The organism is Rhizorhabdus wittichii (genome assembly GCF_017607425.1).
Lineage (GTDB): Bacteria > Pseudomonadota > Alphaproteobacteria > Sphingomonadales > Sphingomonadaceae > Rhizorhabdus > Rhizorhabdus wittichii.
Genome location: NZ_CP059319.1, coordinates 3,176,348 through 3,198,608, shown reverse-complemented (window position 1 = coordinate 3,198,608; position 22,261 = coordinate 3,176,348). Strand labels below are relative to the sequence as shown.

The window sequence follows — 22,261 nt, the reverse complement described above, 5'->3', positions numbered from 1 at the left end:
CTTTCGCTGCGGTGATTGCAAAGTGATTAAACAATCACGGCCCAAGGTGACGCATGGCAACCGGCAAAATCACGAGGGAGACGGTCGATCGTTTGCAGGCCGGCTCATCACCCGCATTCCTATGGGATGACGCCCTGAAGGGTTTCGGTGTGAGGGCGTCCACGTCGGGATCGAAGACCTACATCTTCCAATATCGAATGGGCGGACGCGAGGCGAAGACCAAGCGCTACACCATCGGTAAGCACGGATCGCCGTGGACAGCAGCCACTGCCCGCATGGAAGCGGTGCGAATCCTTACCATGGTGCGTCAGCGCACCGACCCCGTCTATGCGGATAAGGAAAGACGACGGGAGGCGGTTGAGCTAGCGTTCGATGCCTACGCTGACCGATTTGCTAAATCCTGCACTGGCAAGGGATGGCGCGCCCTCGTCGATCGGTCGCTTCGCCTCCACCTCGTCCCGCTGATCCGCGACAAGCCAATTACGCAGATCATTCGGACAGATATCGTCATTGCGCTGGACGAGATCCCGATCGAGCAGATTGCCAATCGCCGGAACGTGTTCGCCGTCGCGCGACGGCTATTCCGCTGGGCCGTCAGTCGCGGTGATATCAAGATCAGTCCTATGGAAGGGATGGAAACTCCCAAGGCGGTAAAGCCGCGAGATCGCTGGCTCACCGATAAGGAATTGCCGCGGATCTGGAATGCGGCTCCCCTTACTCACCCGTGCTTTGGACCGATTGTCCGATTGCTGATCGCAACAGGCCAGCGCAGGGAAGAGGTTTCGGGCGTGGACTGGTCCGAACTCGATCGTGAGGCCCGGATGTGGACGCTGCCGGGCGAGCGAACCAAGAATGGCGAGCCCAACTACATCCCGCTGAGCGATCTCGCCATCGCCGAACTCGATCGGGTTGCTGGCAGGGAGAAATGGCCATCACGGGGGCGAACGTTCGCAACCTCGACCGGTGGAGGCTTCTCAGGGTTCGCCAAGGGCAAGCTCAAGCTCGACAAACTCATCGGGGAGGACGGCGGGGAGCCGATGCCACCTTGGCGTCTGCACGATCTCCGTCGAACCGTGGCGACAGGTTTTCAGCGGCTGGGCGTCCGCTTTGAGGTCACCGAAGCGATTTTGAACCACGTGGGCGGATCGCGGGCCGGTGTGGCCGGCATCTATCAGCGCCACGACTGGAAGCCGGAGAAGACCGAGGCCTTGCGCGCCTGGAATGACCATCTCCAGAGCATTTTGTCTGACTAGGTCGCCCGCGTTCGAACGAGAATGGTCTGGGTAACATTCGCCGCGACGCTGCGCTAAATCAGCCCAATGCTGAGAGCTTATGTCGACGACTCTGTTTCCAACACCGGCGATCGGCGGCTAGTGCTTGCTGCGCTGATCCAAAGTGAGGCGATATGGGCGGCGTTCGAAGTGGATTGGCGACGCGCGCTCGCCGAGCCACCAGCGATCGCCTATTTTAAGATGGCCGAGGCGCAGAACCGGCGCGACCAGTTCAAAGGCTTTTCGGAGAAAGAGCGCAACCGCAAACTCCACGCACTCGCCGACGTCGTCGCCCGTTATGCCCCCTGGGGGTTTCATGCCTCGGTCAGCACGACTGACTACCGCGAATTGATCGAGCCGGTCGCGCCGTTCCCTATGCGAACGCCCTACTTCCTACTGTTCTACGCGATCGTGTTCGGGGTAGCACGAATGCATGAGGCCCTCAGCGTCAGCGAACCGTGCGACTTCATCTTCGATCAACATTCCGGGCTCGATAAGAAGACGCTGCCGATGCTCAACGACATGATCGCGTCCTCCGGCGGATCATGGGTTGGTCAGATCAGCGGCAGTGTTCGGTTTGCCGACGACAAGGACGAGGTCGCTATTCAAGCCTCGGATTTTCTAGCGTGGCTTATTCGACGCGATGGCGATGGCCCATTGCCGCCCGGCTGCGACGGGTTGATGGACAAGCTCGTCATCTACGGCGTCAATCGTTTTACCGACATCGATAGGGCGCGGCTCGAGCAGATCAGCGCTGGCTTCTCGGAAATCCCGCGCGCGAACTCTATCGACAAACAGGGTTGGCGGGAAATGATCCCGATCTGGGAGGGCGGTCACGCCAAGGCAGTAAACGATGCTGCCATCGCCGCCGGGCTCTATCCACCCGAGGATAAGCAATCCGGGGGATCTCCCGCCGCTCATTCAATAATACGCCGAGCTTCAGAACAGCACTAAGCCGTTTATGCCGTCGAGGTTAGATTCAACGTACACACTTAGCGTTGGGCGAAAAGGCTGCGGACCGCCCTAAGCGTTCCGACTTGCCTCGTTTGGAAGCCGCGAACAAGCGCGGTCAGTCGGAGGTTTATCTTGTCCTCGCCGCCGTAAAATCGGTGGCGATTCTTGAAGCGCTCGAACTTTCCGTCGCGACGATCAGGCATTAACACGAAGCGCTCGATCACTATACCGTCTTCGATCACCTCGTAACCTTTAGGCATGTCGTCGAGCAGCCCATCGTGGATTAGCAGATTGCGGATTAGTTCGACCTCGGTGACCTCGTCGCAGGTCTCGAACAAGGTGCCCACCACCTTCTCACGCGCGAGCTTCTTCAGCTTTTTTCGGTCCCCAAACATGAAGTTTGATGACGCGAGTCTCGGATACGTCTTGAAATCCTTGCGGATCGATTCGCTCTCGCAGGCGAGCTTGGCGAGATAATCGAGCAGGCTGTGCATTCGGATGAACAAGAATCCGAGCGTCGAGAACAGCATGGTCACGGTGGGCGACGTGCTCCAACGAATGCTGTCTTCGACAGGAATCCCGGGCGTGAAGAAGGGCTCCAAATTGAGGATGCGGTAGAATTCGCCAGTGAGCTGGCTCACTTCCTTCGTACATTCCTGGATCGCGGAGACGAGTACCTGGCAATCATACAGATAAAGAAAGCGGTTGAGCTCGGGGAATGCCGCAAGCTTGACCAGCGCCGTCTCAAAGGCGTCACGGCGGATGGGCGCTTCGGAGTTGAGCCCGGCTTGGCTAAGGAAGGGAGGAACGTGGGGGAGTAGCTTCCGGTAAATACCGAGTCCGCCGAAGATGCTCGCTGCGAGGTCGTCGTAAAGCGCGACACATTCGGCTTCCACCGCGTAAAGGCCGTCATCCTCAAGCGGACGCCAACTGCCATCCGACGTCTGGAGGAAGCAGTCGCCAGCTAGGCCATCTGCAAAGCGTGTCGGCACCCCGTTGAGCTGCAGGACGGGAGAATCCGGACCAATAGGTTCGACACCTTTTCGACCGATCATTGGCGGCTCGGGACGATCATGGTTGTGCCAACATCGGTGGTGCATCAGCCAGATAGTCCCGGTAGGCGAACATGATTAGGTCTCGCACGAGCTCGATCAACCCGCTCGTCGGCGTGCCGTCAAAAGGATCGCCATGGGCCATCGCATTGCGACGATCCTCCAAGGTTGGTTTCGTTTCTCCGGTTAGCTGGCCGATCGCCGTTCCACCGCAACGTGCGATCATCGGAATTTGAGCGTCGGTAAGCCCCTCCTTGTCGACCAAATGTCTGAGCAACGCCTTGAAGGAATATCGGATCGGCTGGGTCATCGCCTCGGGCGACGACGGATCGACCCTTTTGGTCGGAAGGCGGGGCACGACATGGCCAAAGCGATCTTTCAGCGCGAGTTCCAGCGTCGTAAGTGCGACCAGCTCAGCGCCTTTGATGAGGTCCATGTCGATCCAGCCCAGAAGGAACAGCTTCTGCGCCCGCTCAAACTTCAGGCGCACTATGTCCGGAATGCGGGGATCGAGCGAAAGGTTGGCGACGAATGCCCGCCACTCATCCGGGGTGCTGAAGCGCCAGAAAGCGACCGGATTGCCGGGCGCAGGCCATATCAACACCATGGGTTCTGGCAGCGATGGCAGGTCATAGTGTGGTATGGTCATTGTTGGAGCTTGACCCAGCGCGTGGTGCAGGCGAAGCCTATTTTCGCTCGGTCGCCATGCCCGCACGCGTCAGCAGATTGTTGATACTTCGCGAGACAGATGTCAGCTTGGCTGGTGTACGAATTTTACAAGCCACTTCGCAACTTCCTTCGCGGCTTCAATCTCTGGAGCGGTCTTGGCGCGACTGTCCGCCGTCAGCGCCAATGGCACAGATTTGAGGTTGTGATGTAAGGAGGATTTGGGCTTCGTCGTAGTGACGAAGGAACGAAGATGAAGCCCAAATCCTCAAGCGTAAAATCGGCCCGCAAACCCAAGGCGTCGGCCGAACAGGTGGTGAAGGATATCCGGCGCGCGACACGCCGGCATTTCTCGGCGGAGGACAAGATCCGCGTGGTTCTGGAGGGCTTGCGCGGCGATGACAGCATCGCGGAGCTGTGCCGCAAGGAGGGCATTGCCCAGGGCTTGTATTATACTTGGTCAAAGGAGTTCATGGAGGCCGGGAAGCGTCGGCTGGCGGGCGACACCGCCCGTGCCGCGACGAGCGGCGAGGTACAGGATCTGCGCCGTGAGGCGCGTGCCCTGAAGGAGGCCGTCGCCGACCTCACGCTCGAAAACCGGCTGCTGAAAAAAAGCATGATCGCGGATGGGGGAGACCCCGAATGAGGTATCCGGGATCCGAGAAGCTGGAGATCATCCGCATCGTCGAGCAGTCGCACCTGCCGGCGAAGCGGACCCTCGACCAGTTGGGCGTCGCGCGGCGGACCTTCTACCGATGGTATGATCGCTATCTCGAAGGCGGCCCCGAGGCGCTGGAGGATCGTCCTTCCGCGCCGAGCCGGGTCTGGAACCGCCTCCCCGGCGCCATTCAGGACCAGATCGTCGAGATGGCACTGGAGCAGTCCGATCTGTCGCCCCGCGAACTGGCGGTGCGCTTCACCGATGAGAAGGACTATTTCGTCTCGGAATCAACGGTCTACCGCCTGCTCAAGGCGCATGACCTGATCACCAGCCCGGCCTTCGTCGTGGTCAAGGCGGCCGACGAGTTCCATCGCAAGACCAGCCGCCCGAACGAGATGTGGCAGACCGATTTCACCTACTTCAAGATCATCGGCTGGGGATGGATGTACCTCTCCACCGTGCTCGACGATTTCTCGCGCTACATCATCGCCTGGAAGCTGTGCACCACGATGCGGGCCGAGGACGTGACCGACACGCTGCAACTCGCGCTCGAAGCCTCAGGCTGCGACCACGCCACCGTCAGGCACAAACCAAAGCTGCTCAGCGACAACGGACCGAGCTACATCGCCGGCGAACTCGCCGACTGGATCAAAGCCCATGACATGAGCCATGTTCGCGGCGCTCCGCTACATCCCCAGACCCAGGGCAAGATCGAGCGCTGGCACCAGACCCTGAAAAACCGCATCCTGCTGGAGCACTACTTCCTGCCTGGCGATCTCGAACGGCAGGTCGAGGCCTTCGTCGAGCATTATAACCATCGCCGCTATCACGAGAGCCTCGACAACGTGACACCGGCCGACGCCTATTTCGGCAGGGCCGCCGCCATTATCGAACGGAGGAAACGCATCAAGCGAAAGACCATCGAACAGCGACGCTTGCTTCACCGCAAGCTCGCCGCCTAAACATCAACCCCAGACGAGGCCCGATCTCCTCTTCTCTGCGCAACCATCTGCGCCAAATGTCCCGACGACGGACAGCCGGGCTTCACCGATCGGTCCATCAGCAGGATCAGGCCGGACAGCAGGTTGCCGAAGGTCTTCTGCAGGCCGAAGCCGACCGCGAGGCCGAAGGCGCCCGAGAAGACCGCGAGGGCGGTCAGGTCGATGCCGAGCAGGTCGATGCCCATCAGCGCGGCGACGACGACCAGCGTCACCGCGACCAGCTTCTGGATGAGGACGCGCTGATAATGATCGAGGCTGCGGGCCTGCTCGATCGAGCGGCCGATCAGCCGGATGGCGAGGCGGGTCCCCGCGAACAGCAGCGCGACGACGACGATTCCGTTGAGCACCCCGAGCAGGCTGATGCGCCGCGAGCCGACCGGCAGGCTGGCCGCGCTCAGCCCTTCCAGCAGCGGTTCCAGCCCGCGCAGCACCCCGGCCATGGCGCCGACGAAGGCGCACAGGCCGATCAGCCAGGCGACCCCGGCCGCGAGGCCCGCGCCGCGCGCGATGCGCCGGGCGAGCAGGCCGGCGGCGAGGCCGGTCGCCGCCGCCAGCAGCAGTTGCGCGGCCAGCTCGTCCAGCCGCAACGCGCTCGCCGCGATCAGCAGGACCAGCGCGACGGCCGACCGGATGATGGCGCAGAGCGGCGGCGCGAGGCGGGCCTCCTCCTGCGCGTCGCCCCGGCGCCAGCGCCGCAGGATCGCCGGTCCCAGCAGCTTCGCCGCCAGTTGCCCGGCCGCGAAGGAGCCGGCCGCGATCAGGGCGGCGAGCAGCGCCTGCTGGATGGCGCGGTCGCCCAGGCTGGGCAGGACGAAGAATTCCATGCCTATTCAGAGCCAGAAACGGGGCGGGGTTGCAAGGCGCGGGTTCAAAAGGGGAAGGCGTAGAGGATCGCCAGCATGGCGACGCCGAAGGTGATCAGGTTCAGCGGCAGCCCGATCCGCACGAAGTCCATGTAGCGATAGCCCGCCATCTGATAGACGATGACGTTGGTCTGGTAGCCGAAGGGCGTCGCGAAGGCGGCGCTGGCGGCCATCATCACCCCGACCAGGAACGGCCGCGGGCTGACCCCCAGGCTCTCGGCCAGCGCCACCGCCACCGGCGTCACCAGCACGGCCACCGTCGCGTTCGACAGCAGCTCGGTCAGCACCATCGTCAGCAGGTAGAGCACCGCCAGCGCGGCCACCGGGCTGAGGTCGTGGACGCTCGCGATCAGCAGGCGCGAGGCGGCGGCGGCGAGCCCGCTCTCCTCCATGGCGATGCCGATCACGACCATGCCGGCGATCAGGATCAGGATTTCCGGCTTGAGCCCGCGATAGGCCTCGTCGGCGCTGACCACGCGCAGCAGGATCAGCGCGACCGCCCCGGCGAACGCCGTCGACGCGATCGGCGCGACCCCGGCGGTGGCGAGCAGCACCGCGCCGACGAAGGTCGCCAGCGCCAGCGCCGCCTTGCGGAGGTTCAGCGGGCGCTTCTCGGCGAACAGCCGGGAATCGCCGATCTGGGCGCTGGGGATGTGGAGCGGATCGATCGGCGCGTCGGGCCCCTCGCGCTGCTCGCTTTCGTGGCGGCCGCCCAGCAGCCGGCCGCTCAGGAAGAACAGGTAGAGCCCGCCCGCCAGCGCCATCGGCAGGCCGACGGGGGTGATCTCGAAGATGCCGAAGCGCGGCTGCCCGGCGACGCTCGCCATGTCGTCGACCAGCAGGTTGGTCGACGTGCCGATCAGCGTGCAGCAGCCGGTCAGGATGGTGACGTAGGACAGCGGGATCAGGAAGCGCTTCGGCGAGAGCTTCAGCGCGTTGGCGACGTCGCGCACCACCGGGGCGCCCAGCACGACGATCGGGGTCGAATTGAGGAAGCAGGAGACCGAGCCGATCATCGCCAGCAGCATCCAGATGCCGGTCGCCCCGAAGCGGCGGCATAGCGCCACGGCGGCGGCGATCGCGCGATCGAGCAGGCCCGACAGCTCGAGCGCGTAGGCGATCACGAACAGCGATGCGAGCGCGATGATCGCCGGGCTGGCGAAGGCGCCCTGGACGTCGATCGGCCGGACGACGCCCGTCATCAGCAGCACCGCCGCGCCCGACAGGGCGACCACGTCGGCGCGGATCCGGTCGAGGATCAACGCGGCGACGACCGCGGCAAGAACAACCAAGGTGATGATCTGGTCGGCCGTCATGCGCGCCCTGCGTCGGCCCGCATCGCCGGCCTGTCAACGCCTTGCTGCTGGAATCGCTGATTTTTGTCTGGAGGATGGCCCGGTATTTGGTATCACCTGCGCATGCATGAGCCCAGCATCAGGACCAGCCGGCTTGTGATCGCGGCCGGTCTGGCGGCCGTGATCCTGGTCGGGGGCGCCGGTTTCCTGCTCGGGCGGCAGACCGCGCCCGGGCCGGTCCCGGTCGCGCCGCCGGTCGTCGCGCCGGCGCCCGCGCCGAAGCCGCCGGTGGAGCGGCTCCTCCACCGCGCCGAACTGGTGGCGCTGGCCCGCGAGGCGGCCGATGCCTGGTCGACCGGCGACGCGCTGCCCGACGGCCTGCGGCGGGCGGCGGGACAGCGCTTCGAACTGGTGCTGCCCTTCGGTTGCAGCGGCCCGACCGGCCCCGACGAGCGGCTGCCGATGCAATGGGGCTATGACGACAAGCAGGAGACGCTGCGCATTTCGGTGACGCCGGTGCAATGGCGCGCCGTCGACTGGGGCTATGATGCGGGCGACGCACGGCGCGCCGAGGGCTTCTGGGTCGCCCGCCCCTGGTCCTCCAGCGATCGTTGTCCCGAGCGCCGTCCGCCGTCGACGCCGAGCGGGACCGAGCCGATCACCCTGCCGGGCCAGTCGCTCGCAGTCGCCCAGTTCCTGCCCGCCGACGCCGACGGCCGGATCGCGCGCAACGGGCGCCCGCTGGAGGTCGTTCGCCGCGTCGCCCGCGCCGACTTCGACCCGAGCCGGGGTTTCCGGCTGCGCATCGCCGGCCGTGTCGATCGCGACCCGGAACCGGTGCGCTGCGTCCAGCCGGGGGGTACCGAGCAACGCCCGATCTGCGTGATCAAGCTCCGCATGGACGAGATCGCGATCGAAAACGCCGCGAACGACGACATCCTGGGCCGCTGGCCCCTCGCCAACGGCCGCTGACGCGGCTTCGCCTCACGGCGTGGGCGGCCGGTCCGGGGTCATGGGAGATGGAGGAAGCGACGTGGTGGAGCTGAGGGGTCTGCCGAAAGCAGTCTCTCTCAACCACTTAGTCCTGACCAACCGTGAAAATCGGCCTACGGATTCCTTGGGCATCCGGAGCCTCGTTGTCCAACCTTTTCCGGGGAAATTGCGGGGTCGCATCGGCCTTCGGTTCAGCGGTGACGCATGACGAAGGCATCTCGTCGCGCTCAGCGCCAGGCCCACGGCATCAAACTGCCGGCGGGGCCCTTCACCCGCGATTTCATCATGTCGGCCAAGTCGCCGTCGGGCGGCTGGAGCCGTGATCAGCTCGCAGCCTGGGGGATCGGCTGGCCGCCTCCAAAGGGGTGGATCGATCGGCTGATCGAAGGGGGTGCGGCATGAGCGCGCCGGAGCCCCGCCTCGCCGTCCACCAGTTCAGCAGGGAGGAGGCGATCGAGTTCGCCCAGACCGGACGGTGGAAGCCCCTGAGCCCGAAGGAGCGCGCGCTGGTCCAGCTCAGGCAGGAATGCCTCTGCATGGACTTCTCCGCCTTCCATGAGGGTATCACCGAACTGCTCGGCCGCCCGGTCTATACCCACGAGTTCGCCGATCCTGACCGGCTGTGGGAGGAATATCACCGCGGCGAGCCGATCGGGCTGGACGAGATACTCGCCAAGCTGCCGGCGCACCTCAAACCGATCGTGGTCATCGTCGACCAGGGCGGTGACGCATGAGCATCCGCGCGATCCACGCCATCTTCGAATGCGATGGCTGCGGCTGCGAGTTCGGCGCCGACATCGACACCGCTGCGACGAGGCCGCTCCGTTGGTCGATGATCGATATCGCCAACGACGCCTTGCGCGGCGGTAGCGGGTGGATACGACACCACCGCGAAGTCGACGTCGGCTCCGTATCCTACCAGCGCGGCAAGCACCTCTGTCCGAAATGCACCCGGGCGGAGGACAATCGCCACCTCGAATCGTGCGTCGACCCGGATTGTGACGGCTGCAAGCCTGAGATCGAGAGCGCGAATGACGATATCTCCGGTCGCGCGATTGGGCGCGCGGTTGCCTCCCATGTTCGCGACAAGCTCGGGCTGCGGCGGGAGGGTGAGAGCGTCCATGAATACTGCCTGCGCGCCGGCATTCCGATGAAGCAGGCGGCTCCGAAGCCTGCTGCCGATTACGACAGCTATCTCGGAGATGACGCATGAGCGCGCTCCGCCCCCATATCCGCGCGGCGCGTGCGCTTGCCGAAGCGTTCGCATTCGAGGCCAACGAAACGGGCGATGAGCGCAACGGTTTGCTGCTCTGCCGCATCAGCGCTGCGTATAGCCGCGCCGCGAAGTCGATGGAGGCGATAGCGGAGGCCGACAGTTATGCCGCCTACGATGATCGGCTCGCTGCTTTGAGTAGGGAGCTTGGCAAGGCCGAGGCGGAGCTGATCTCCGTTCGATCGGCGCCTGACAGTGCCAATTATCATGGTCGGAGTCGGACGGAAGCCGCACAGCGCGAGGTGAAGCGCCTCAGAGACGAGGTCGATCGCCACCTTAAGAGCGGTCCCGACCCCGTCGTCATCCACCGCCAGAGCGCGGGGCAGACGGCCGAGGCGCTGGCTGGCTGGCCGGTCCAGCGGGAGGGCTGCTGATGTACCAGCAGGGCCTCTTCATCGACGGCTTCGCCGGGGGCGGCGGCGCCAGCACCGGCATTGCCATGGCGATCGGCCGCGAGGTCGACCACGCGATCAACCATAGCGAGACCGCGATCGCCATCCACAAGGCGAACCACCCGAGCACCGATCACCACTGCACCGATATCCGCATCCCGATGCTGCCGCGCGCGGTGACGAAGGGGCAGCGCGTCTGGGGCGCCTGGTTCTCGCCCGACTGCAAGGAATACAGCAAGGCGAAGGGTGGCCCGGTCAAGGATCGCAGCATCCGCGCTCTCTGCTGGGAGGTGATCCACTGGATCGAGGAGGTCGATCCCGAGGTCGCCTATCTCGAGAACGTCGAGGAATTCGAATATGCGGCGCCGCTCGACCGCAACGGCGTCCCGATCGCGGAGCTCAGCGGCAAGGACTTCCAGAAGTTCGTGCGGATGATCCGCCGGACCGGCCGCGTCGTCGATTGGAAGAAGCTTCGCGCCTGCGACTATGGCGCTCCGACGTCGCGCTTGCGGCTCTACATGGTCATGAAGAAGAAGATCCCGGGCGTGAAGACCGTGATCGTCTGGCCGAAGCCGACGCACGCGCCGGCGAACGACAACCGGGTGCTGAGCGGCGAGCTGCAGCCCTACCGCACCGCGGCCGAATGCATCGACTGGTCGATCCCTTGCCCGAGCATCTTCGACCGTAAGAAGGACCTGGTCGACGCGACGAACCGGCGGGTCGCGCACGGCGTCATGCGTCATGTCGTCCTGGCGGCGCAGCGCGGCGTCCGTCCCTTCATCGTGCCGGTCACCCATAGCAAGGGTTGGAGCAGGACCCACGATTCGCTCGACCCGCTGCGGACGATCACCACGGCCAACGGCGGCGAGCTCGCTGCGGTCGACGTCGGCCTCGCGCCGCACATCACCAAGTTCCGCAAGGGAAGCGCCGGCACGCCCGTGAGCGATGCCATGCCGACCGTCTCGGCGAACGGCGAATCGAACCATCCGGGCGGCGCGGTGCCGCTGGGCGTTGTCGGGGCGACGCTCTACCGAACCCGGAACGGGGAGCGGAAAGGGCAGGCGCCACGTGCTCTGGATCCCGACAAGCCCTTGGGCGTCGTGGCGGCCGAGGCTTCCGGCTTTGGCCTGGCTCAGGTCAGCGCAGCGCCGCTCATCGATCGCCAGTTCTCCGGATCGACGCCGCAGCCTGCCGATGAGCCCATCGGCGCGACCATGGCAGGGGGTGGCGGCAAGAGCGCACAGGTCAGCGCTTTCCTCACGCGCTTCTACGGCAGCGACAAGCGCGCGGCCGGCGGCGATCCGAAGGTGCCGCTGCCCACGACCCGCGCCGGCGGGACGCATCACGGCGTCGTCACAGCGCACCTTGAGCAGGCCAATGGCGGGCCGAGGAACCTGAACAGCGCCGGCCGTGACGCTCGTCGGCCGCTGTCTACCGCGACCACGACTGGTTCTCAGCAGCGGATCGTCGAGACCACGCTGATCGAAGAGGGCTCGCTCCCACCCGAGATGCTCGAGCGCGCTACGATGGTCGCCGCGTTCCTGGTCAAATACTATGGGACCGACGGCGAGAGCGAGACGGCCCAGCACCAGCCCGTCGACCGGCCACTGGACGCGATCACCACCAAGGCGCGCTTCGCCGTCGTCACGGTGACGATCGACGCGGTGACCTATGTGATCGTCGACATCGGCCTGCGGATGCTCAAGCCGCGCGAGTTGGCGCGGGCGCAGGGCTTCCCCGACAGCTACGTCCTCGATCCCGAGTGCTGGTACACCACCAAGCCGAGCAAGAAATACCCGCAGGGGCAGCGCAAGTTCGGCCGCCTGCCCGTCCACGAGCAGATCAAGGCAATCGGCAACAGCGTCTGCCCGCCAGTCGCCGCGGCGCTGGTACGCGCGAACCAGCCTGGGCTCCCGATCGCGGATCCGGAATGGAGGATGGCGGCATGACGGGCCGGTTCACCATCCAGCCCAACGGCACGATCGTCGAGCGGGCGGTTTCGCCGGCCGAGGAGCGCGCCTCGCATATCCACTGCGCGCGGGTGTATCTGCGCGAAGCGAGGCTCCGCCAAGCCTCACAGCCGAAGTTCGCGGCCACGCTTAGAGAATGGGCGGGGAATGCCCGTCGCCGGGCGGCGGCGATCGACGCCCGACCGGCTCAGATGGACATGTTCGCATGACCCGCCGCTGCGCCAACTGTTTCAATGCCGATGGCATCGTTCGCATGTGGGGCACGGTGCTTTGGTGTCGCCCGTGTGCCGCTGGGGCTGGTGCGGTTGGTCGCCGCGCTCTGGTGCGGCATGACCATGTCAATGATCCCGAGGCATTTTCACCGGAAGTGCTCAAGCAAATCGCCTGCGGTCCTATCATGGACGGCAACGCCCTATATCTGCCGGCGGGGAAGATCAGCATGGCCGAAGCCAAGGCTCGCGAGGCATCCCAGATCGTTGGCGATGAGCCCTCGACATGACCGAGATCAACAAGATGTTCGGGTGGGAAGGGTGAGCGGGTTGCTTCATCTCGCCGAGCCCGACAGCCGCCGCTTCGTCATGTTCAGCGGCGGGGAGGGCTCTTACCGCGCGGCGAAGATCGTCCGCGCGCGGCATCCGGAGGCTCCGCTCGGCCTCGTCTTCACCGACACGCTCTATGAGGACGCCGACACCTACCGCTTTCTGATCGAGGCCGCTGCCGATGTGTTCGATCGCCGGCTCAACTGGACCGTCCGTGCCGAAGATTTCCCCGATTATCGGGTCGCCGAGGACGTGCCGATCGAGGAATATCGGGGTAATCCGGAATGGCGCGCTTTCCTCGCGGATCTGCGGGCGCGGACGATGGAGGCCATCCCCGAGCTCGTCTGGCTCGTCGAGGGCCGCGACGTCTGGGAGGTGTTCCGCGACGAACGGTTCCTGGGCAATAGCTCTGTCGATCCGTGCTCGAAAATCCTCAAGCGCCAGATGGCCGATGCATGGCGATCGGGAAATTGTCGCCGGATCGGTGAATTGTTCGGTCCGCCTGATGTGTTCTCGGTCGGCATCGGTGATCATGAGGCCCATCGGTACGACGATGGAAAGGGCAGGGGTATCGGCCCTCGGACGGCTGAAGACGGCTGGATCTACGACGCGCCGCTGCTGACTGACCCGTCCGACTTCCCCAGCTTCTTCATGGCGCCGATCGAGACGTTCGGCCTTCGCCGCTGCCGGCTCTACGGCATGGGCTACGGTCACGGGAACTGCGGCGGATTCTGCTGCAAGGCAGGCCAGGCCCACTATGCCAACCGTTTCAAGGTGCAGCCTGAGCGTTTCGCCTACGACGCGATGATGGAGCGGAAGGTGGGCGCTTTCCTCGGCGCCGAGGTCTCGATGCTCACCGATCGCCGCGGCGGTGATGGCAAGAAGGTTCTGACCCTGGACGCCTTCGCCCAGAGGTTAATCGCCGAGCCGGGCACGGTTTACGAGTACGAGCCGGGCGATGCCGGCTGCGCATGCTTCGGGGTGGCGGGATGACCACCCCCGCCGGCCAGGTCGGGCTCAACTGCCCGCATTGCGGCGACAACCTCACCCGTACCTATGTCGCGCGCAGCTATCCGTGCCCGGGCGGCCATCGCCGGACGCGCTATTGCAATCGGTGCCACGAGCAGAACGCGACGATCGAGCACGTCGTCAACGTCCGGCGCAAGTCGCTCATCATCGACCTGGAATCGCTCGAGCCCTCAACCGGCCGCCTGATCCGCGCCATGCTGCGCGAGTTGAAGGTGCCGTTCACGAACCTGGTGGACTGATGGCACCCAAAGCTACCATCGCCAGTGCCATCGTCATCCAGGCCGACCGATTCGACCTCCTCCGCTGCCGGTGCCCGGTCTGCCTGCTGCTGGACGCGCGCTATCCGGCCGAGGGCTTCCAGCTCGCGCTGTTCCCGTATCGGCCGGCGCAGGTGGCAAGGCGGAGGCCATGAAGATCGTCCCGTTGACCCTGCGCGAGGCTAACGACTTCGTCGAACAGCACCATCGACACAGCGCCAGGACGTCGAACGACGGCGGGAAGTTCGCGATCGGGCTGGAGGTCGGCGGCGAGCTCGTCGGTGCTGCGATCGTCGGGCGCCCGGTGGCGCGCATGCTGCAACGGCCCGGCGCTGCCGAACTCCTCCGATGCTGCGTTTCGCCGATGGCGCCGCGCAATGCCTGCTCCCGCCTTGAGGCGCGGTGCAAGCGCATCTGGCAGCAGATGGGCGGTACGCGGTTGCTGACCTACACGCTGGCGCGGGAAAGCGGCGCGAGCCTGCGCGCGACTGGTGCCGTCCGCGAGGCGACCGTCGACGCCGAATCATGGAACCGGCCGAGCCGGCGGCGTGCTGCGCGGTCGATCGAGGCCGAGGACAAGGTTCGTTGGTCGTGGACGCTCCCGGAGATCCCGGCCTGATGACCACCGCCCGCAACCGCCTCTCGACCCGCGGCATCGGCGCGGATAATAGGCTCGCCATGAGCTACCCCTACACCCCGGCCTACGTCGAGACGATCCTGCGCAAGCTGAGCGACGAGCGGCTCGCGACGATCACGCCGGCCGATTTTCAGCGATATTGGGCGGTCAAGATCCTGCCGACGAAGATCGGGCAGGAGCTGATCGATGCGGAGAGGGCGGCGCGGCGGGCGAAGGGGTGATGACCCGTTATTGACTCCGTTGTTCGTTTAATGTTCTCATAATCACACCCCAACACGAGTCGGGCGACGGCGCCCGCATATGGACACGATCATGAGCACAGCAACGCTGGTGCGCACGCACCACGGCGCGAAGACGCGCGCCCGCGAAACCTATGAGACCGATCCGCAGGTCGAGACCCTGTACCGTGGCGACCTGGCCGGCGCGATCGCCGCGGCCAGATCCCTTCCGGCGCCGCAGCGCGCCAGCGCCCGAATCGAGACGGACGAGCATTTCTATGGCCCCGACCTGTTCGACACGATGACGGCCGAGAGCGTGCCGCTTGCCGATTACGACCTGATCGACGGCTCCAACATCGTCCGTCTGGAGAAGGGCGCGCTCGAGCTCCTGCGCGGCCACCGCCAAATGATGCCGCCGGCGTCGATCCTCAACGACCAGATCGAGGTCATCACCGTCATCCTGCGCCACAAGAAGACGATCCAGGATGTCGAGGAGCTGGACGGCAAGCGCCTGATCCGAATCACCGCGGCCGACATCGAGGCGGCTTGATGACCTATGGGCAGCGGGCGTGGGCAGGCGGTTTTTCCTGCCTGGACGAGCACGGTCGGCTCGATGAAACAGACCCGGGACGAGAAGCCCGAGCACTTTTCGGTGAAGGTCAGTTGCGACATCTGTAAACAGTGGCGCGACGTCGATCTCGACGCGATCATTGCGCGCAAGGGGGCCGACTTCTCGCTGGTGAACAGGCGGGCCCGCTGCAAGCTGACGCGCGGCTGCCGGGGCTGGAACCGTTTCTTCTACCAGGGCGGCGTGATGCGCCCGCTGTGGACCCAGGAACAGGTTGAGAAATGGATGCGGGCCGACGCGGCGCGCCGATCGGCGGAGAAGCTCGGCCGGGAGAAGGTGGTGCCTCTGCTGCGCGGGCGCGACTTCCGGCTCGACCCACCACCGCGCGGGATCGATCAGTTGCTATGGGCGGTCTGCACGGATGAGGAGCGGCGGGAGCTGATCAGGAGGAGGGGATAGTCCTTAACTTGCCTGAGCCAACCGGAGCGCGCAGATTGGCATGACGACCGAGGGAGGCCGAAATCTGCAACCACTACCGAACCAACCCGGACGCGATCCCGAGCTGGCGCGAGTACATCGGATGGTCGCTGTCGATGCCAGAAGAACCCTTCGCCAGCGATGTCTACCCGAAGCGCAAGGGCCTCATCGTTCGCCAAGAGGCCGGCAAGATCGCGACCGATGTTCGCTCCTGGGGCATCACGACCAAGATCAAGGGCGCCTCGGGCAAGATGCTCGACAAGGCCGTCACCAACGTCCGCAACCTCTCTAGCCCTTTCTGGAAATCGACGCTCGCGAAGCCCGAACAGCGCTGCCTAGTGCCGTTCACCACCTTCGCCGAACCGACGCTCGATCCGCACCCGGAGTTTGGCAAGAAGGGTGAGCACTGGTTCAAGCTGCCGGCCTATCCCGTGGGCGCATTCGCCGGGATCTGGCGCGGCGGCGAATATGCGTTCCTGACCTGCGAACCGTGCGCGCTGGTGGCGCCGCTGCACCCGAAGGCGATGCCGGTCATCCTCCATCCCGAAGATTACGAGGCGTGGCTGACCGGCGACCTCGATGCTGCGTGCAACCTGGCGCAGCCATTCCCGTCGCAGATGATGGAAGTCGCGACCGTCTGGCCAAAGGGGTAAGGCGCCGGAATCGGTCGGCTTGGCATTCGATCGTCAGGCGTCCCCGTCGAAGCGTGCCTCCGGCCTATCCGGCTGTCGTCTGCCAATCCGGCTGCGAGAATCTACGATCGGCCTCGGTCGCAGCACTGTACCTCACACGATTTTCTTACCGTGCTCTCGAAATTGATACAATCCGCATAGTCGATTCGGCGATCTCGTCGAAAAAATGCGGTTCCCAACCGCTTACGCCCGCGGGCGCGCCAGGAAGGACCCGCGCGCCCGTCATCAGTTGATGGATGGATGATCGCAAAAATATTTGCGTGCATGGCCACGCAACTATTGCGCGGATCGTTGAGTTGTGTCTTTATCTGATTCGCCGACCGATCGCATTGAGCGACGGCCCCGGCTGGAACGAAAGGACATAGCCCGATGGGCATTGACACTCTCACCTATTCCCAGAGCCTTGAACAGGCCGGCTTCAAGCGCGCGCAGGCTGATGCTATTGCGGCGGGCATGGGCAAGGCCGCAGCCGACCTGGTCACCAAGGCCGATCTCGACGCGGCTATTGATCGCGTCACCATCCGCGTGGGTGCGCTCCTCGCCGCAGGCTTGGCCATCAGCACGGCCGTTCTGGGCCTGCTCATCTCCCTTCATTGAGCCGAAACCGGGCGACCAGCTCGCCCGGTCGCGTCGCAGCTTGCCCAAGCGGCGCCTGATGATGGCAGGGCTTGAAGGGAACGATTGATGAGCGTCGATCTGAAATTCATACCGTCCACGTTCGGTGGCGGCTGGCTGATCCCGGTTAGCTCGGAGGCGCGCGAGGCCTTCACCAACCAGTTCGGGGAAGAAGCGGCACCCTTGGCCCCGCTGGGCGACGAAGAGGGCTGGATTATTGAACCGCGCGACATGCGCGACCTGATGAACGATATCCGCGCGGACGGCTGGGATTTGCTGCTTCCGTAAGGCGAAACCGGGCTCCGGCCCGGTCCGCGCGCCATGGGCGAGCGCGCGCTGATGAGCCCGCCCACGAACGGAGAAACCTATGTCTCGTGATCGCACCCGCACTGCGGAGGCCAAGGGCCGCCGCATGACCCGCCGCAGCGAACGCCGCTTCAAGTCCGCGCTGGCACTGCTGTGCCTCGCTTTCCCCGGCCAGCTCTAAGGGAGGGCGGATGATGGATATCACGCCAGAGGCGGCCCTGCAGGAGCTCGCCAGCCGCCTTGTCGAACGCGAGGTGATCTATTGCGTTTCCGGCCTGATCTCGACGCTTTCCGCGCGCGAGTGGGACGGGAGCGACGGCATTGACCCGGACGAGCTGTACGCGGTCAATTTCAAGGCGCCCGACGCCGACAATTACCGGGAGGCGGCAGAATATGCCGGCGATGAGGAATTGCGCTCCCTCAAGGTCGAGGAACTCGCCACCGGCGGCTTTGTCTGGTCGCTGATCGGCGACGACAGCGATAGCGATCCGTTTCCCAAGGCTGTCGACGCATGGCGCGCCGGCTTCGCCGACCTCGGCGCCGACCAGCCGGCGGGCGACGAAGTCTATGAACATTGGATCGTGTCGGACTGGCTGGCGGAGCAACTGCGCGAGCGCGGCGAGGCCGTAAGCCACGACATATCCGGCCTCGTCGTCTGGGGCCGGACCGCTACCGGACAAGCTATCTCTATGGATAGTGTCATAAAGGATATCACCCGCGCGCTTCATATGGATCGGGGGGCGTGAGCATGGCGCGGAAAGTAAACTCTGTAGCGCGCCGTACCGCTGATGCCCTTGCTGACGCCTTAGACGATGCGCTCGAAGATCTAAGGAGTTGGGCTGAATGCTCCACAGAAGGCATGACGCCAGCCGAGAAGAGGCGCCTGCGCGGCTGGGAGCGCACCCTCAAGCGATACCGCGAACGTAGTTAGGCGAAACGCCGCGCGGTCCGCCGCGCGCGCGTCCGGCTGGGATGGGCATCCAGCCGCTGATGAGCCTGCCCGTGAAAGGAATGACATGAATGCTCTGAACAACGCGCCCTGGATGACCGGGGGTCTATTTGACCCGATCGGGACCAATTTTGACCCCAACCGCTATAGGGCGGTCGAGGTGCGCCCGGTGACGCAGGATCATGACGGATGTCACGCCCATATTCGGGGCGACGGGGTCCTGCCTCATTTCTGGGGCGTCTACCTGATCGACGCGGAGGGGATTGCGGAGTGTGTGGCGGACTTCGCAACCGAGCGGGCCGCCGACTGCATCGCAGAGGCCCTGATGCTCGAATACGGGTTGAGCGGCCGAAGCACACTGCGGGGACCGATCACGAGCCACGACTTGACCGAGGCGGCCCAATGCCTGTGGGAGGCAGTCCTAGACGCTGTGCGGGGGGATGCCCAGCCGGACGACAGTTGGCAAGCTTCCGCAAAACTCTCCTGCGAGAACATTGGATATGGTGAGGTCCGCCGCTGGATGCTCGACCTCGCGCCAGACTGCCATACCGCTTGGGTCCGCGCCACCGAGACGGAAGGCTACGATAGCTGCTTTGACTGGGAGTTTGTCCCTGCATGGTTGGCAAGCCTCGATTGGAGCGATGGACAGCCGTTTGTCCGGCCTGATGCACCGGTGAAGTCCGCGCCTAAGCCGTCGGAACTCGTGGCCCCACAGGACATCGCCGCTGAACTGGCAGAGCGGCTGGAGACCCTGTCCCGCGCAGTCGCGTCGCCGGATCGTAGTTCCGGCAATGACGCCGTCGCCGATGCGGCCGACGACACATTGAACGATGCGCTCGCCGATGCGCGCTGGCTCCTCGCCCGCATGGGCGTGACGGTGGAGGGCTGATCATGGCGAACCACGCGACCAGCCGCCAAGGCGACCACATCCGCCTGTCCATCATCCTAGGCAAGCTGCAGGGCCACGAGAGTACCGTCATGCTGATGAAGGGCGATTACGACGACAGCCCGGCCTACGACGCGATCGAGGCGGCGGCGGACAAGCTCGGGGAGGCATGTGCCGCCCTGCGCGAGGCGATCACCGCCATCCAATAGCCGAAACGCCCCCGCGCGCCAGCCGCGTGGGGAGCGTCCGCCCGGACAGGCCGACCGGGCGCTGATGAGGCAGGCCATCGAAAGGAACAATATGAACGTGCAACCTCTCACAGCGCACGAACTCTACGTGCTATCCGCTGCGGTCCAGTGGGCCGGACATTTCGCGATCGGCGCCGGCGCCACGTCGGGCGGTCCTTCCTTAGCTGAGATCGGCCGCGCTACGCGGGTTATCGAAAAACGGGGACAAGCCGTATATCACAGCGCTGCCGTCCGCTCCTTGATCGACGCTCAGCCCTGCCCCTCTAACCCAAATGGGCGCTGACATGAAAATCTACGTCGTCAAAGGTGAGCATTGGTATGTGCCCGGCGTAGCAACGTCGCTGCATTGGACGAAAGCCACCGCCGATGCGAAGGCGGGCGAACTGGTGGACCAGCTTATCGCCGATCTCGACAATGAGATTGAACGGCCTCACTTCGTCGAGCCTGCCAGCGGCCGATGGGAGGATCGCCTCCAAGCCGCCCAACTGGCGAGGATCACCGGCGCCGATGAAGAACTGAGCGACGAGACTCGCGCCGCCATCAAGGGAGAGCATGTCTTCGGATACGACAGCCCGGCCCACTATTTCGGTGAGGTTTCCGAGAGCGATATCTGGATCGAGGAATGCGACATCGCCGAGCCGCCGGTACCGATTGTCCGCGTTACGCTTGAGGGCGGATACGTCCAGGCGATCTCAGCCAGCCGCCCGGTCAACGTCACGGTGATCGACCATGACACCGAAGAAGCATCGGATGATTCGGTCATCTGGGATATCCCGCAGGACGACGGGACCACGGAACCAGCCTTCGTTTCGATCTGGGAGATTGGCGGCGCGCAGCTCGACGAACCGTGTTCGGACGACTGCCTAGGCGAAATCGCTCGGGCAGCCATCGCCAAGGCGGAGGGCCGCGACCAATGACCCACGCAACTATTGCGCGCACTGCGCCGCCGGTTCATGCTGACGGCGACATGAACCCCAACGACATCGACACCAGCCGCGCGGAGCGCATAGGCTTCTTCTCCACCTATGAGGAGGGCAAGACGCACTGGACCGAGCTCGCGGTCTGGTTCCTGACGGAGGAGCGGTGGCGCCGCCGGCCGTTCCTGTCCGAGCTCGTCGGCAAGAGCCGCATCGCCGGCCAGGTCGACAAGGTCCAGCGGATCAGCGGCGGCTCTTTCGAGAAGGTGGTTCGCCTGTTCGACGACACGGCGCCGGCCCGCGCCGCGATCGAGGAGGCTCGGAACTGGCTGCGCGATCATGGGCGGGACGAGGTGACGGGGCTTCCCCGCTCGTTCGCGCTGCCCAAGACGGACGAAGAGGCATTGACCTGGCTCTATGGCCAGCCGGATGAGGGAACGACGCTGCTGCGCATGCTGTCGCGTGATTTCGACATCGGCGAATCCACGATCCGGGCGGCGCTCAAGAACGGGACGCCGGTCAAGCTCCCCCTGCTGTCGGTGCTGCGCTGGTTCGACCGCGAGGCGTTCCGGCGGGATCGGGAGAACGGCAAGTTGGACGGAGAGGGGGAATGAACATGCACCCCGCTCTCCTCCCCCGCGGCCCCATGGCGGGGCAGCTCTGCCAGCTCGTCGCCGACTTCAACGGCCAGGTGCCAGCCGGCGGGTGCATCCTCGAGCCGAAGCTCGACGGTATCCGCGCGCTATGGATCGACGGGCAGCTCGTCACGCGTGAGGGCGCGCCGATCGAAGGTGCCGGGCATATCGCCCACGCCCTGCGCTGGCTGGACCGCGACGGGGCCGTGCCGCTGTTCGTCGACGGCGAATATACCGTCGGCACCTTCGACGAGACCCTGCGCCATTTCCGCAGCCGGGGGCAGCGCGGCGACGCCGGCACCCTCCATGTCTTCGATGTCATGCCCATGCGGGTCTGGCGCGGGCAGGACGTTGGCCACGCGCTTCACGCGCGGCGCAAGCGGGTCGACGAGATGTTCGAGCCGCTCGGCGCGGCGGGCATCGTTCCCATGCCGTGGGGCTGGATCGACGACGCGGAGGACGCGCGGCGCGCGGCGGAGGCGATCTGGGACGCCGGCGGCGAGGGCGTCGTGCTCAAGCATGCCAATTCCACCTATCGGCTGGGCCGGTCGAGGAACTGGCAGCGGATCAAGCGGATCAACACCTATGAGGTGCGGATCGTCGACACGGTGGCGCAGGCCGAGCACCCCGACCGGCTGGGCGCGATCATCGGCGACCTGGACGGGGAGCGGGTGCGGGTCGCGCAGGGCTTCACCGATCGCGAGCGGTTCGACCTGTGGCTGCGGCGGGAGAGCCTGCCGGGGATGCTGGTCGAGGTCGAGGCGATGGAGCGGACCGAGACGGGCAAGTTGCGGCACGGGCGCTATGTTCGGCTGCGCTTGGATAGGGGGCTCTCGTGACGTCGCGCGCTCATCGCGTCGGCGACCGTTTCGGCCGGCTCGAATTGGTCGGATGGCG

At 65.1% G+C, this 22,261-nt stretch carries 31 protein-coding genes and 2 other RNA genes; 29 read left to right on the top strand and 4 right to left on the bottom strand.

Going from position 1 to position 22,261, the window contains the following annotated elements; genetic code table 11:
• Positions 1-53 precede the first annotated feature (53 nt).
• Positions 54-1,253 (top strand): tyrosine-type recombinase/integrase, encoded by a 1,200-nt coding sequence (locus tag HRJ34_RS15150; protein ID WP_208631684.1) that lies wholly within the window; start codon positions 54-56, stop codon positions 1,251-1,253.
• A gap of 66 nt (positions 1,254-1,319) precedes the next feature.
• Positions 1,320-2,225 carry a DUF3800 domain-containing protein gene (locus tag HRJ34_RS15145; RefSeq protein ID WP_208631683.1) on the top strand — a complete coding sequence of 302 codons (906 nt, stop codon included), beginning with the start codon at positions 1,320-1,322 and terminating at the stop codon, positions 2,223-2,225.
• A 38-nt stretch (positions 2,226-2,263) separates the two neighbouring features.
• Here HRJ34_RS15145 and HRJ34_RS15140 read toward each other — a convergent pair whose 3' ends face one another.
• On the bottom strand, positions 2,264-3,280 hold the full coding sequence (locus HRJ34_RS15140) for a hypothetical protein (RefSeq protein ID WP_208631682.1): 1,017 nt from the start codon (positions 3,278-3,280) through the stop codon (positions 2,264-2,266).
• A gap of 16 nt (positions 3,281-3,296) precedes the next feature.
• Positions 3,297-3,926, bottom strand: coding sequence for a hypothetical protein (locus HRJ34_RS15135; protein WP_226948800.1), 630 nt, complete (start codon positions 3,924-3,926; stop codon positions 3,297-3,299).
• 270 nt (positions 3,927-4,196) lie between these two features.
• On the opposite strand from HRJ34_RS15135, the gene HRJ34_RS15130 reads away from it, so the two are divergent.
• Positions 4,197-5,566 (top strand): IS3 family transposase gene (locus HRJ34_RS15130; RefSeq protein ID WP_150289884.1). Its coding sequence is split into 2 segments (ribosomal slippage): positions 4,197-4,551 and positions 4,551-5,566, totalling 1,371 coding nucleotides; the frame shifts between segments, so codons are not numbered across the junction.
• On the opposite strand, the gene HRJ34_RS15125 is transcribed toward HRJ34_RS15130, so the two are convergent.
• Positions 5,563-6,429, bottom strand: a complete 867-nt coding sequence (locus HRJ34_RS15125; RefSeq protein WP_208631681.1) for a mechanosensitive ion channel domain-containing protein — start codon at positions 6,427-6,429, stop codon at positions 5,563-5,565. The two genes, HRJ34_RS15130 and HRJ34_RS15125, sit on opposite strands and share 4 nt — an antisense overlap.
• 44 nt (positions 6,430-6,473) lie before the next feature.
• Entirely contained in the window at positions 6,474-7,784 is a 1,311-nt protein-coding gene (locus tag HRJ34_RS15120; RefSeq protein WP_012049615.1) for an SLC13 family permease, read from the bottom strand.
• A 102-nt stretch (positions 7,785-7,886) separates the two neighbouring features.
• On the opposite strand from HRJ34_RS15120, the gene HRJ34_RS15115 reads away from it, so the two are divergent.
• The 26 genes from HRJ34_RS15115 (at position 7,887) to HRJ34_RS14990 (ending at position 22,203) form a co-directional block, all read left to right on the top strand.
• Entirely contained in the window at positions 7,887-8,735 is an 849-nt protein-coding gene (locus HRJ34_RS15115) for a hypothetical protein (protein WP_029993035.1), read from the top strand.
• Between the two features lie 225 nt (positions 8,736-8,960).
• Positions 8,961-9,158 (top strand): hypothetical protein, encoded by a 198-nt coding sequence (locus HRJ34_RS15110; protein ID WP_208631680.1) that lies wholly within the window; start codon positions 8,961-8,963, stop codon positions 9,156-9,158.
• Positions 9,155-9,490 carry a DUF7736 domain-containing protein gene (locus HRJ34_RS15105; protein ID WP_125725397.1) on the top strand — a complete coding sequence of 112 codons (336 nt, stop codon included), beginning with the start codon at positions 9,155-9,157 and terminating at the stop codon, positions 9,488-9,490. The genes HRJ34_RS15110 and HRJ34_RS15105 overlap by 4 nt, the downstream gene beginning before the upstream one ends.
• Positions 9,487-9,969, top strand: coding sequence for a hypothetical protein (locus HRJ34_RS15100; protein ID WP_208631679.1), 483 nt, complete (start codon positions 9,487-9,489; stop codon positions 9,967-9,969). The genes HRJ34_RS15105 and HRJ34_RS15100 overlap by 4 nt, the downstream gene beginning before the upstream one ends.
• A complete protein-coding gene (locus HRJ34_RS15095) occupies positions 9,966-10,403 on the top strand; it encodes a hypothetical protein (protein WP_208631678.1) in 438 nt (145 codons plus the stop codon). Before HRJ34_RS15100 ends, HRJ34_RS15095 begins: the two co-directional genes overlap by 4 nt.
• Positions 10,403-12,370, top strand: a complete 1,968-nt coding sequence (locus HRJ34_RS15090) for a DNA cytosine methyltransferase (protein WP_208631677.1) — start codon at positions 10,403-10,405, stop codon at positions 12,368-12,370. Before HRJ34_RS15095 ends, HRJ34_RS15090 begins: the two co-directional genes overlap by 1 nt.
• Positions 12,367-12,600, top strand: a complete 234-nt coding sequence (locus HRJ34_RS15085; protein WP_208631676.1) for a hypothetical protein — start codon at positions 12,367-12,369, stop codon at positions 12,598-12,600. Before HRJ34_RS15090 ends, HRJ34_RS15085 begins: the two co-directional genes overlap by 4 nt.
• Complete coding sequence (locus HRJ34_RS15080; RefSeq protein WP_208631675.1) at positions 12,597-12,890, top strand: hypothetical protein; 294 nt, start codon at positions 12,597-12,599, stop codon at positions 12,888-12,890. Before HRJ34_RS15085 ends, HRJ34_RS15080 begins: the two co-directional genes overlap by 4 nt.
• A 31-nt stretch (positions 12,891-12,921) precedes the next feature.
• Positions 12,922-13,923, top strand: coding sequence for a hypothetical protein (locus tag HRJ34_RS15075; protein WP_208631674.1), 1,002 nt, complete (start codon positions 12,922-12,924; stop codon positions 13,921-13,923).
• Positions 13,920-14,198: a hypothetical protein gene (locus HRJ34_RS15070; RefSeq protein WP_208631673.1), complete on the top strand. Its 279-nt coding sequence runs from the start codon at positions 13,920-13,922 to the stop codon at positions 14,196-14,198. Before HRJ34_RS15075 ends, HRJ34_RS15070 begins: the two co-directional genes overlap by 4 nt.
• Positions 14,198-14,371 (top strand): hypothetical protein, encoded by a 174-nt coding sequence (locus HRJ34_RS15065; RefSeq protein WP_208631672.1) that lies wholly within the window; start codon positions 14,198-14,200, stop codon positions 14,369-14,371. Before HRJ34_RS15070 ends, HRJ34_RS15065 begins: the two co-directional genes overlap by 1 nt.
• A complete protein-coding gene (locus HRJ34_RS15060) occupies positions 14,368-14,835 on the top strand; it encodes an XF1762 family protein (protein WP_208631671.1) in 468 nt (155 codons plus the stop codon). The genes HRJ34_RS15065 and HRJ34_RS15060 overlap by 4 nt, the downstream gene beginning before the upstream one ends.
• Positions 14,835-15,074: a hypothetical protein gene (locus tag HRJ34_RS15055; protein WP_208631670.1), complete on the top strand. Its 240-nt coding sequence runs from the start codon at positions 14,835-14,837 to the stop codon at positions 15,072-15,074. The genes HRJ34_RS15060 and HRJ34_RS15055 overlap by 1 nt, the downstream gene beginning before the upstream one ends.
• A 91-nt stretch (positions 15,075-15,165) precedes the next feature.
• On the top strand, positions 15,166-15,621 hold the full coding sequence (locus HRJ34_RS15050; RefSeq protein WP_208631669.1) for a hypothetical protein: 456 nt from the start codon (positions 15,166-15,168) through the stop codon (positions 15,619-15,621).
• 6 nt (positions 15,622-15,627) lie between these two features.
• Positions 15,628-16,098, top strand: a complete 471-nt coding sequence (locus HRJ34_RS15045) for a hypothetical protein (RefSeq protein ID WP_208631668.1) — start codon at positions 15,628-15,630, stop codon at positions 16,096-16,098.
• 134 nt (positions 16,099-16,232) lie between these two features.
• Positions 16,233-16,769 (top strand): SOS response-associated peptidase family protein, encoded by a 537-nt coding sequence (locus HRJ34_RS15040; RefSeq protein ID WP_226948799.1) that lies wholly within the window; start codon positions 16,233-16,235, stop codon positions 16,767-16,769.
• A 408-nt stretch (positions 16,770-17,177) separates the two neighbouring features.
• A complete protein-coding gene (locus HRJ34_RS15035; RefSeq protein WP_208631667.1) occupies positions 17,178-17,405 on the top strand; it encodes a CCDC90 family protein in 228 nt (75 codons plus the stop codon).
• A gap of 87 nt (positions 17,406-17,492) precedes the next feature.
• The gene (locus tag HRJ34_RS15030) at positions 17,493-17,711 is read left to right on the top strand and encodes a hypothetical protein (protein WP_208631666.1); all 219 of its coding nucleotides are present in this window, start codon (positions 17,493-17,495) and stop codon (positions 17,709-17,711) included.
• Positions 17,711-17,777, top strand: an RNA gene (locus HRJ34_RS15025) — hammerhead ribozyme type II. The genes HRJ34_RS15030 and HRJ34_RS15025 overlap by 1 nt, the downstream gene beginning before the upstream one ends.
• A 143-nt stretch (positions 17,778-17,920) precedes the next feature.
• The gene (locus HRJ34_RS15020) at positions 17,921-18,475 is read left to right on the top strand and encodes a hypothetical protein (protein ID WP_208631665.1); all 555 of its coding nucleotides are present in this window, start codon (positions 17,921-17,923) and stop codon (positions 18,473-18,475) included.
• A gap of 270 nt (positions 18,476-18,745) precedes the next feature.
• A complete protein-coding gene (locus tag HRJ34_RS15015; RefSeq protein ID WP_208631664.1) occupies positions 18,746-19,567 on the top strand; it encodes a hypothetical protein in 822 nt (273 codons plus the stop codon).
• 2 nt (positions 19,568-19,569) lie between these two features.
• Positions 19,570-19,773: a hypothetical protein gene (locus tag HRJ34_RS15010; RefSeq protein WP_208631663.1), complete on the top strand. Its 204-nt coding sequence runs from the start codon at positions 19,570-19,572 to the stop codon at positions 19,771-19,773.
• An RNA gene (locus HRJ34_RS15005) (hammerhead ribozyme type II) lies at positions 19,772-19,852 on the top strand. Before HRJ34_RS15010 ends, HRJ34_RS15005 begins: the two co-directional genes overlap by 2 nt.
• Positions 19,853-20,084: 232 nt before the next feature.
• On the top strand, positions 20,085-20,729 hold the full coding sequence (locus tag HRJ34_RS15000; RefSeq protein ID WP_208631662.1) for a hypothetical protein: 645 nt from the start codon (positions 20,085-20,087) through the stop codon (positions 20,727-20,729).
• A 50-nt stretch (positions 20,730-20,779) separates the two neighbouring features.
• The gene (locus HRJ34_RS14995) at positions 20,780-21,343 is read left to right on the top strand and encodes a hypothetical protein (protein ID WP_208631661.1); all 564 of its coding nucleotides are present in this window, start codon (positions 20,780-20,782) and stop codon (positions 21,341-21,343) included.
• 32 nt (positions 21,344-21,375) lie between these two features.
• Positions 21,376-22,203, top strand: coding sequence for an ATP-dependent DNA ligase (locus tag HRJ34_RS14990; protein WP_208631660.1), 828 nt, complete (start codon positions 21,376-21,378; stop codon positions 22,201-22,203).
• Positions 22,204-22,261: the final 58 nt, after the last annotated feature.

Coding starts and splice junctions, on each gene's coding strand:
- HRJ34_RS15150 (WP_208631684.1), top strand. CDS start 54: ATGGCAACCGGCAAAATCACGAGGGAGACGGTCGATCGTTTGCAGGCC.
- HRJ34_RS15145 (WP_208631683.1), top strand. CDS start 1,320: ATGCTGAGAGCTTATGTCGACGACTCTGTTTCCAACACCGGCGATCGG.
- HRJ34_RS15140 (WP_208631682.1), bottom strand. CDS start 3,280: ATGATCGGTCGAAAAGGTGTCGAACCTATTGGTCCGGATTCTCCCGTC.
- HRJ34_RS15135 (WP_226948800.1), bottom strand. CDS start 3,926: ATGACCATACCACACTATGACCTGCCATCGCTGCCAGAACCCATGGTG.
- HRJ34_RS15125 (WP_208631681.1), bottom strand. CDS start 6,429: ATGGAATTCTTCGTCCTGCCCAGCCTGGGCGACCGCGCCATCCAGCAG.
- HRJ34_RS15120 (WP_012049615.1), bottom strand. CDS start 7,784: ATGACGGCCGACCAGATCATCACCTTGGTTGTTCTTGCCGCGGTCGTC.
- HRJ34_RS15115 (WP_029993035.1), top strand. CDS start 7,887: ATGCATGAGCCCAGCATCAGGACCAGCCGGCTTGTGATCGCGGCCGGT.
- HRJ34_RS15110 (WP_208631680.1), top strand. CDS start 8,961: ATGACGAAGGCATCTCGTCGCGCTCAGCGCCAGGCCCACGGCATCAAA.
- HRJ34_RS15105 (WP_125725397.1), top strand. CDS start 9,155: ATGAGCGCGCCGGAGCCCCGCCTCGCCGTCCACCAGTTCAGCAGGGAG.
- HRJ34_RS15100 (WP_208631679.1), top strand. CDS start 9,487: ATGAGCATCCGCGCGATCCACGCCATCTTCGAATGCGATGGCTGCGGC.
- HRJ34_RS15095 (WP_208631678.1), top strand. CDS start 9,966: ATGAGCGCGCTCCGCCCCCATATCCGCGCGGCGCGTGCGCTTGCCGAA.
- HRJ34_RS15090 (WP_208631677.1), top strand. CDS start 10,403: ATGTACCAGCAGGGCCTCTTCATCGACGGCTTCGCCGGGGGCGGCGGC.
- HRJ34_RS15085 (WP_208631676.1), top strand. CDS start 12,367: ATGACGGGCCGGTTCACCATCCAGCCCAACGGCACGATCGTCGAGCGG.
- HRJ34_RS15080 (WP_208631675.1), top strand. CDS start 12,597: ATGACCCGCCGCTGCGCCAACTGTTTCAATGCCGATGGCATCGTTCGC.
- HRJ34_RS15070 (WP_208631673.1), top strand. CDS start 13,920: ATGACCACCCCCGCCGGCCAGGTCGGGCTCAACTGCCCGCATTGCGGC.
- HRJ34_RS15065 (WP_208631672.1), top strand. CDS start 14,198: ATGGCACCCAAAGCTACCATCGCCAGTGCCATCGTCATCCAGGCCGAC.
- HRJ34_RS15060 (WP_208631671.1), top strand. CDS start 14,368: ATGAAGATCGTCCCGTTGACCCTGCGCGAGGCTAACGACTTCGTCGAA.
- HRJ34_RS15055 (WP_208631670.1), top strand. CDS start 14,835: ATGACCACCGCCCGCAACCGCCTCTCGACCCGCGGCATCGGCGCGGAT.
- HRJ34_RS15050 (WP_208631669.1), top strand. CDS start 15,166: ATGAGCACAGCAACGCTGGTGCGCACGCACCACGGCGCGAAGACGCGC.
- HRJ34_RS15045 (WP_208631668.1), top strand. CDS start 15,628: ATGGGCAGCGGGCGTGGGCAGGCGGTTTTTCCTGCCTGGACGAGCACG.
- HRJ34_RS15040 (WP_226948799.1), top strand. CDS start 16,233: ATGCCAGAAGAACCCTTCGCCAGCGATGTCTACCCGAAGCGCAAGGGC.
- HRJ34_RS15035 (WP_208631667.1), top strand. CDS start 17,178: ATGGGCATTGACACTCTCACCTATTCCCAGAGCCTTGAACAGGCCGGC.
- HRJ34_RS15030 (WP_208631666.1), top strand. CDS start 17,493: ATGAGCGTCGATCTGAAATTCATACCGTCCACGTTCGGTGGCGGCTGG.
- HRJ34_RS15020 (WP_208631665.1), top strand. CDS start 17,921: ATGATGGATATCACGCCAGAGGCGGCCCTGCAGGAGCTCGCCAGCCGC.
- HRJ34_RS15015 (WP_208631664.1), top strand. CDS start 18,746: ATGAATGCTCTGAACAACGCGCCCTGGATGACCGGGGGTCTATTTGAC.
- HRJ34_RS15010 (WP_208631663.1), top strand. CDS start 19,570: ATGGCGAACCACGCGACCAGCCGCCAAGGCGACCACATCCGCCTGTCC.
- HRJ34_RS15000 (WP_208631662.1), top strand. CDS start 20,085: ATGGGCGCTGACATGAAAATCTACGTCGTCAAAGGTGAGCATTGGTAT.
- HRJ34_RS14995 (WP_208631661.1), top strand. CDS start 20,780: ATGAACCCCAACGACATCGACACCAGCCGCGCGGAGCGCATAGGCTTC.
- HRJ34_RS14990 (WP_208631660.1), top strand. CDS start 21,376: ATGGCGGGGCAGCTCTGCCAGCTCGTCGCCGACTTCAACGGCCAGGTG.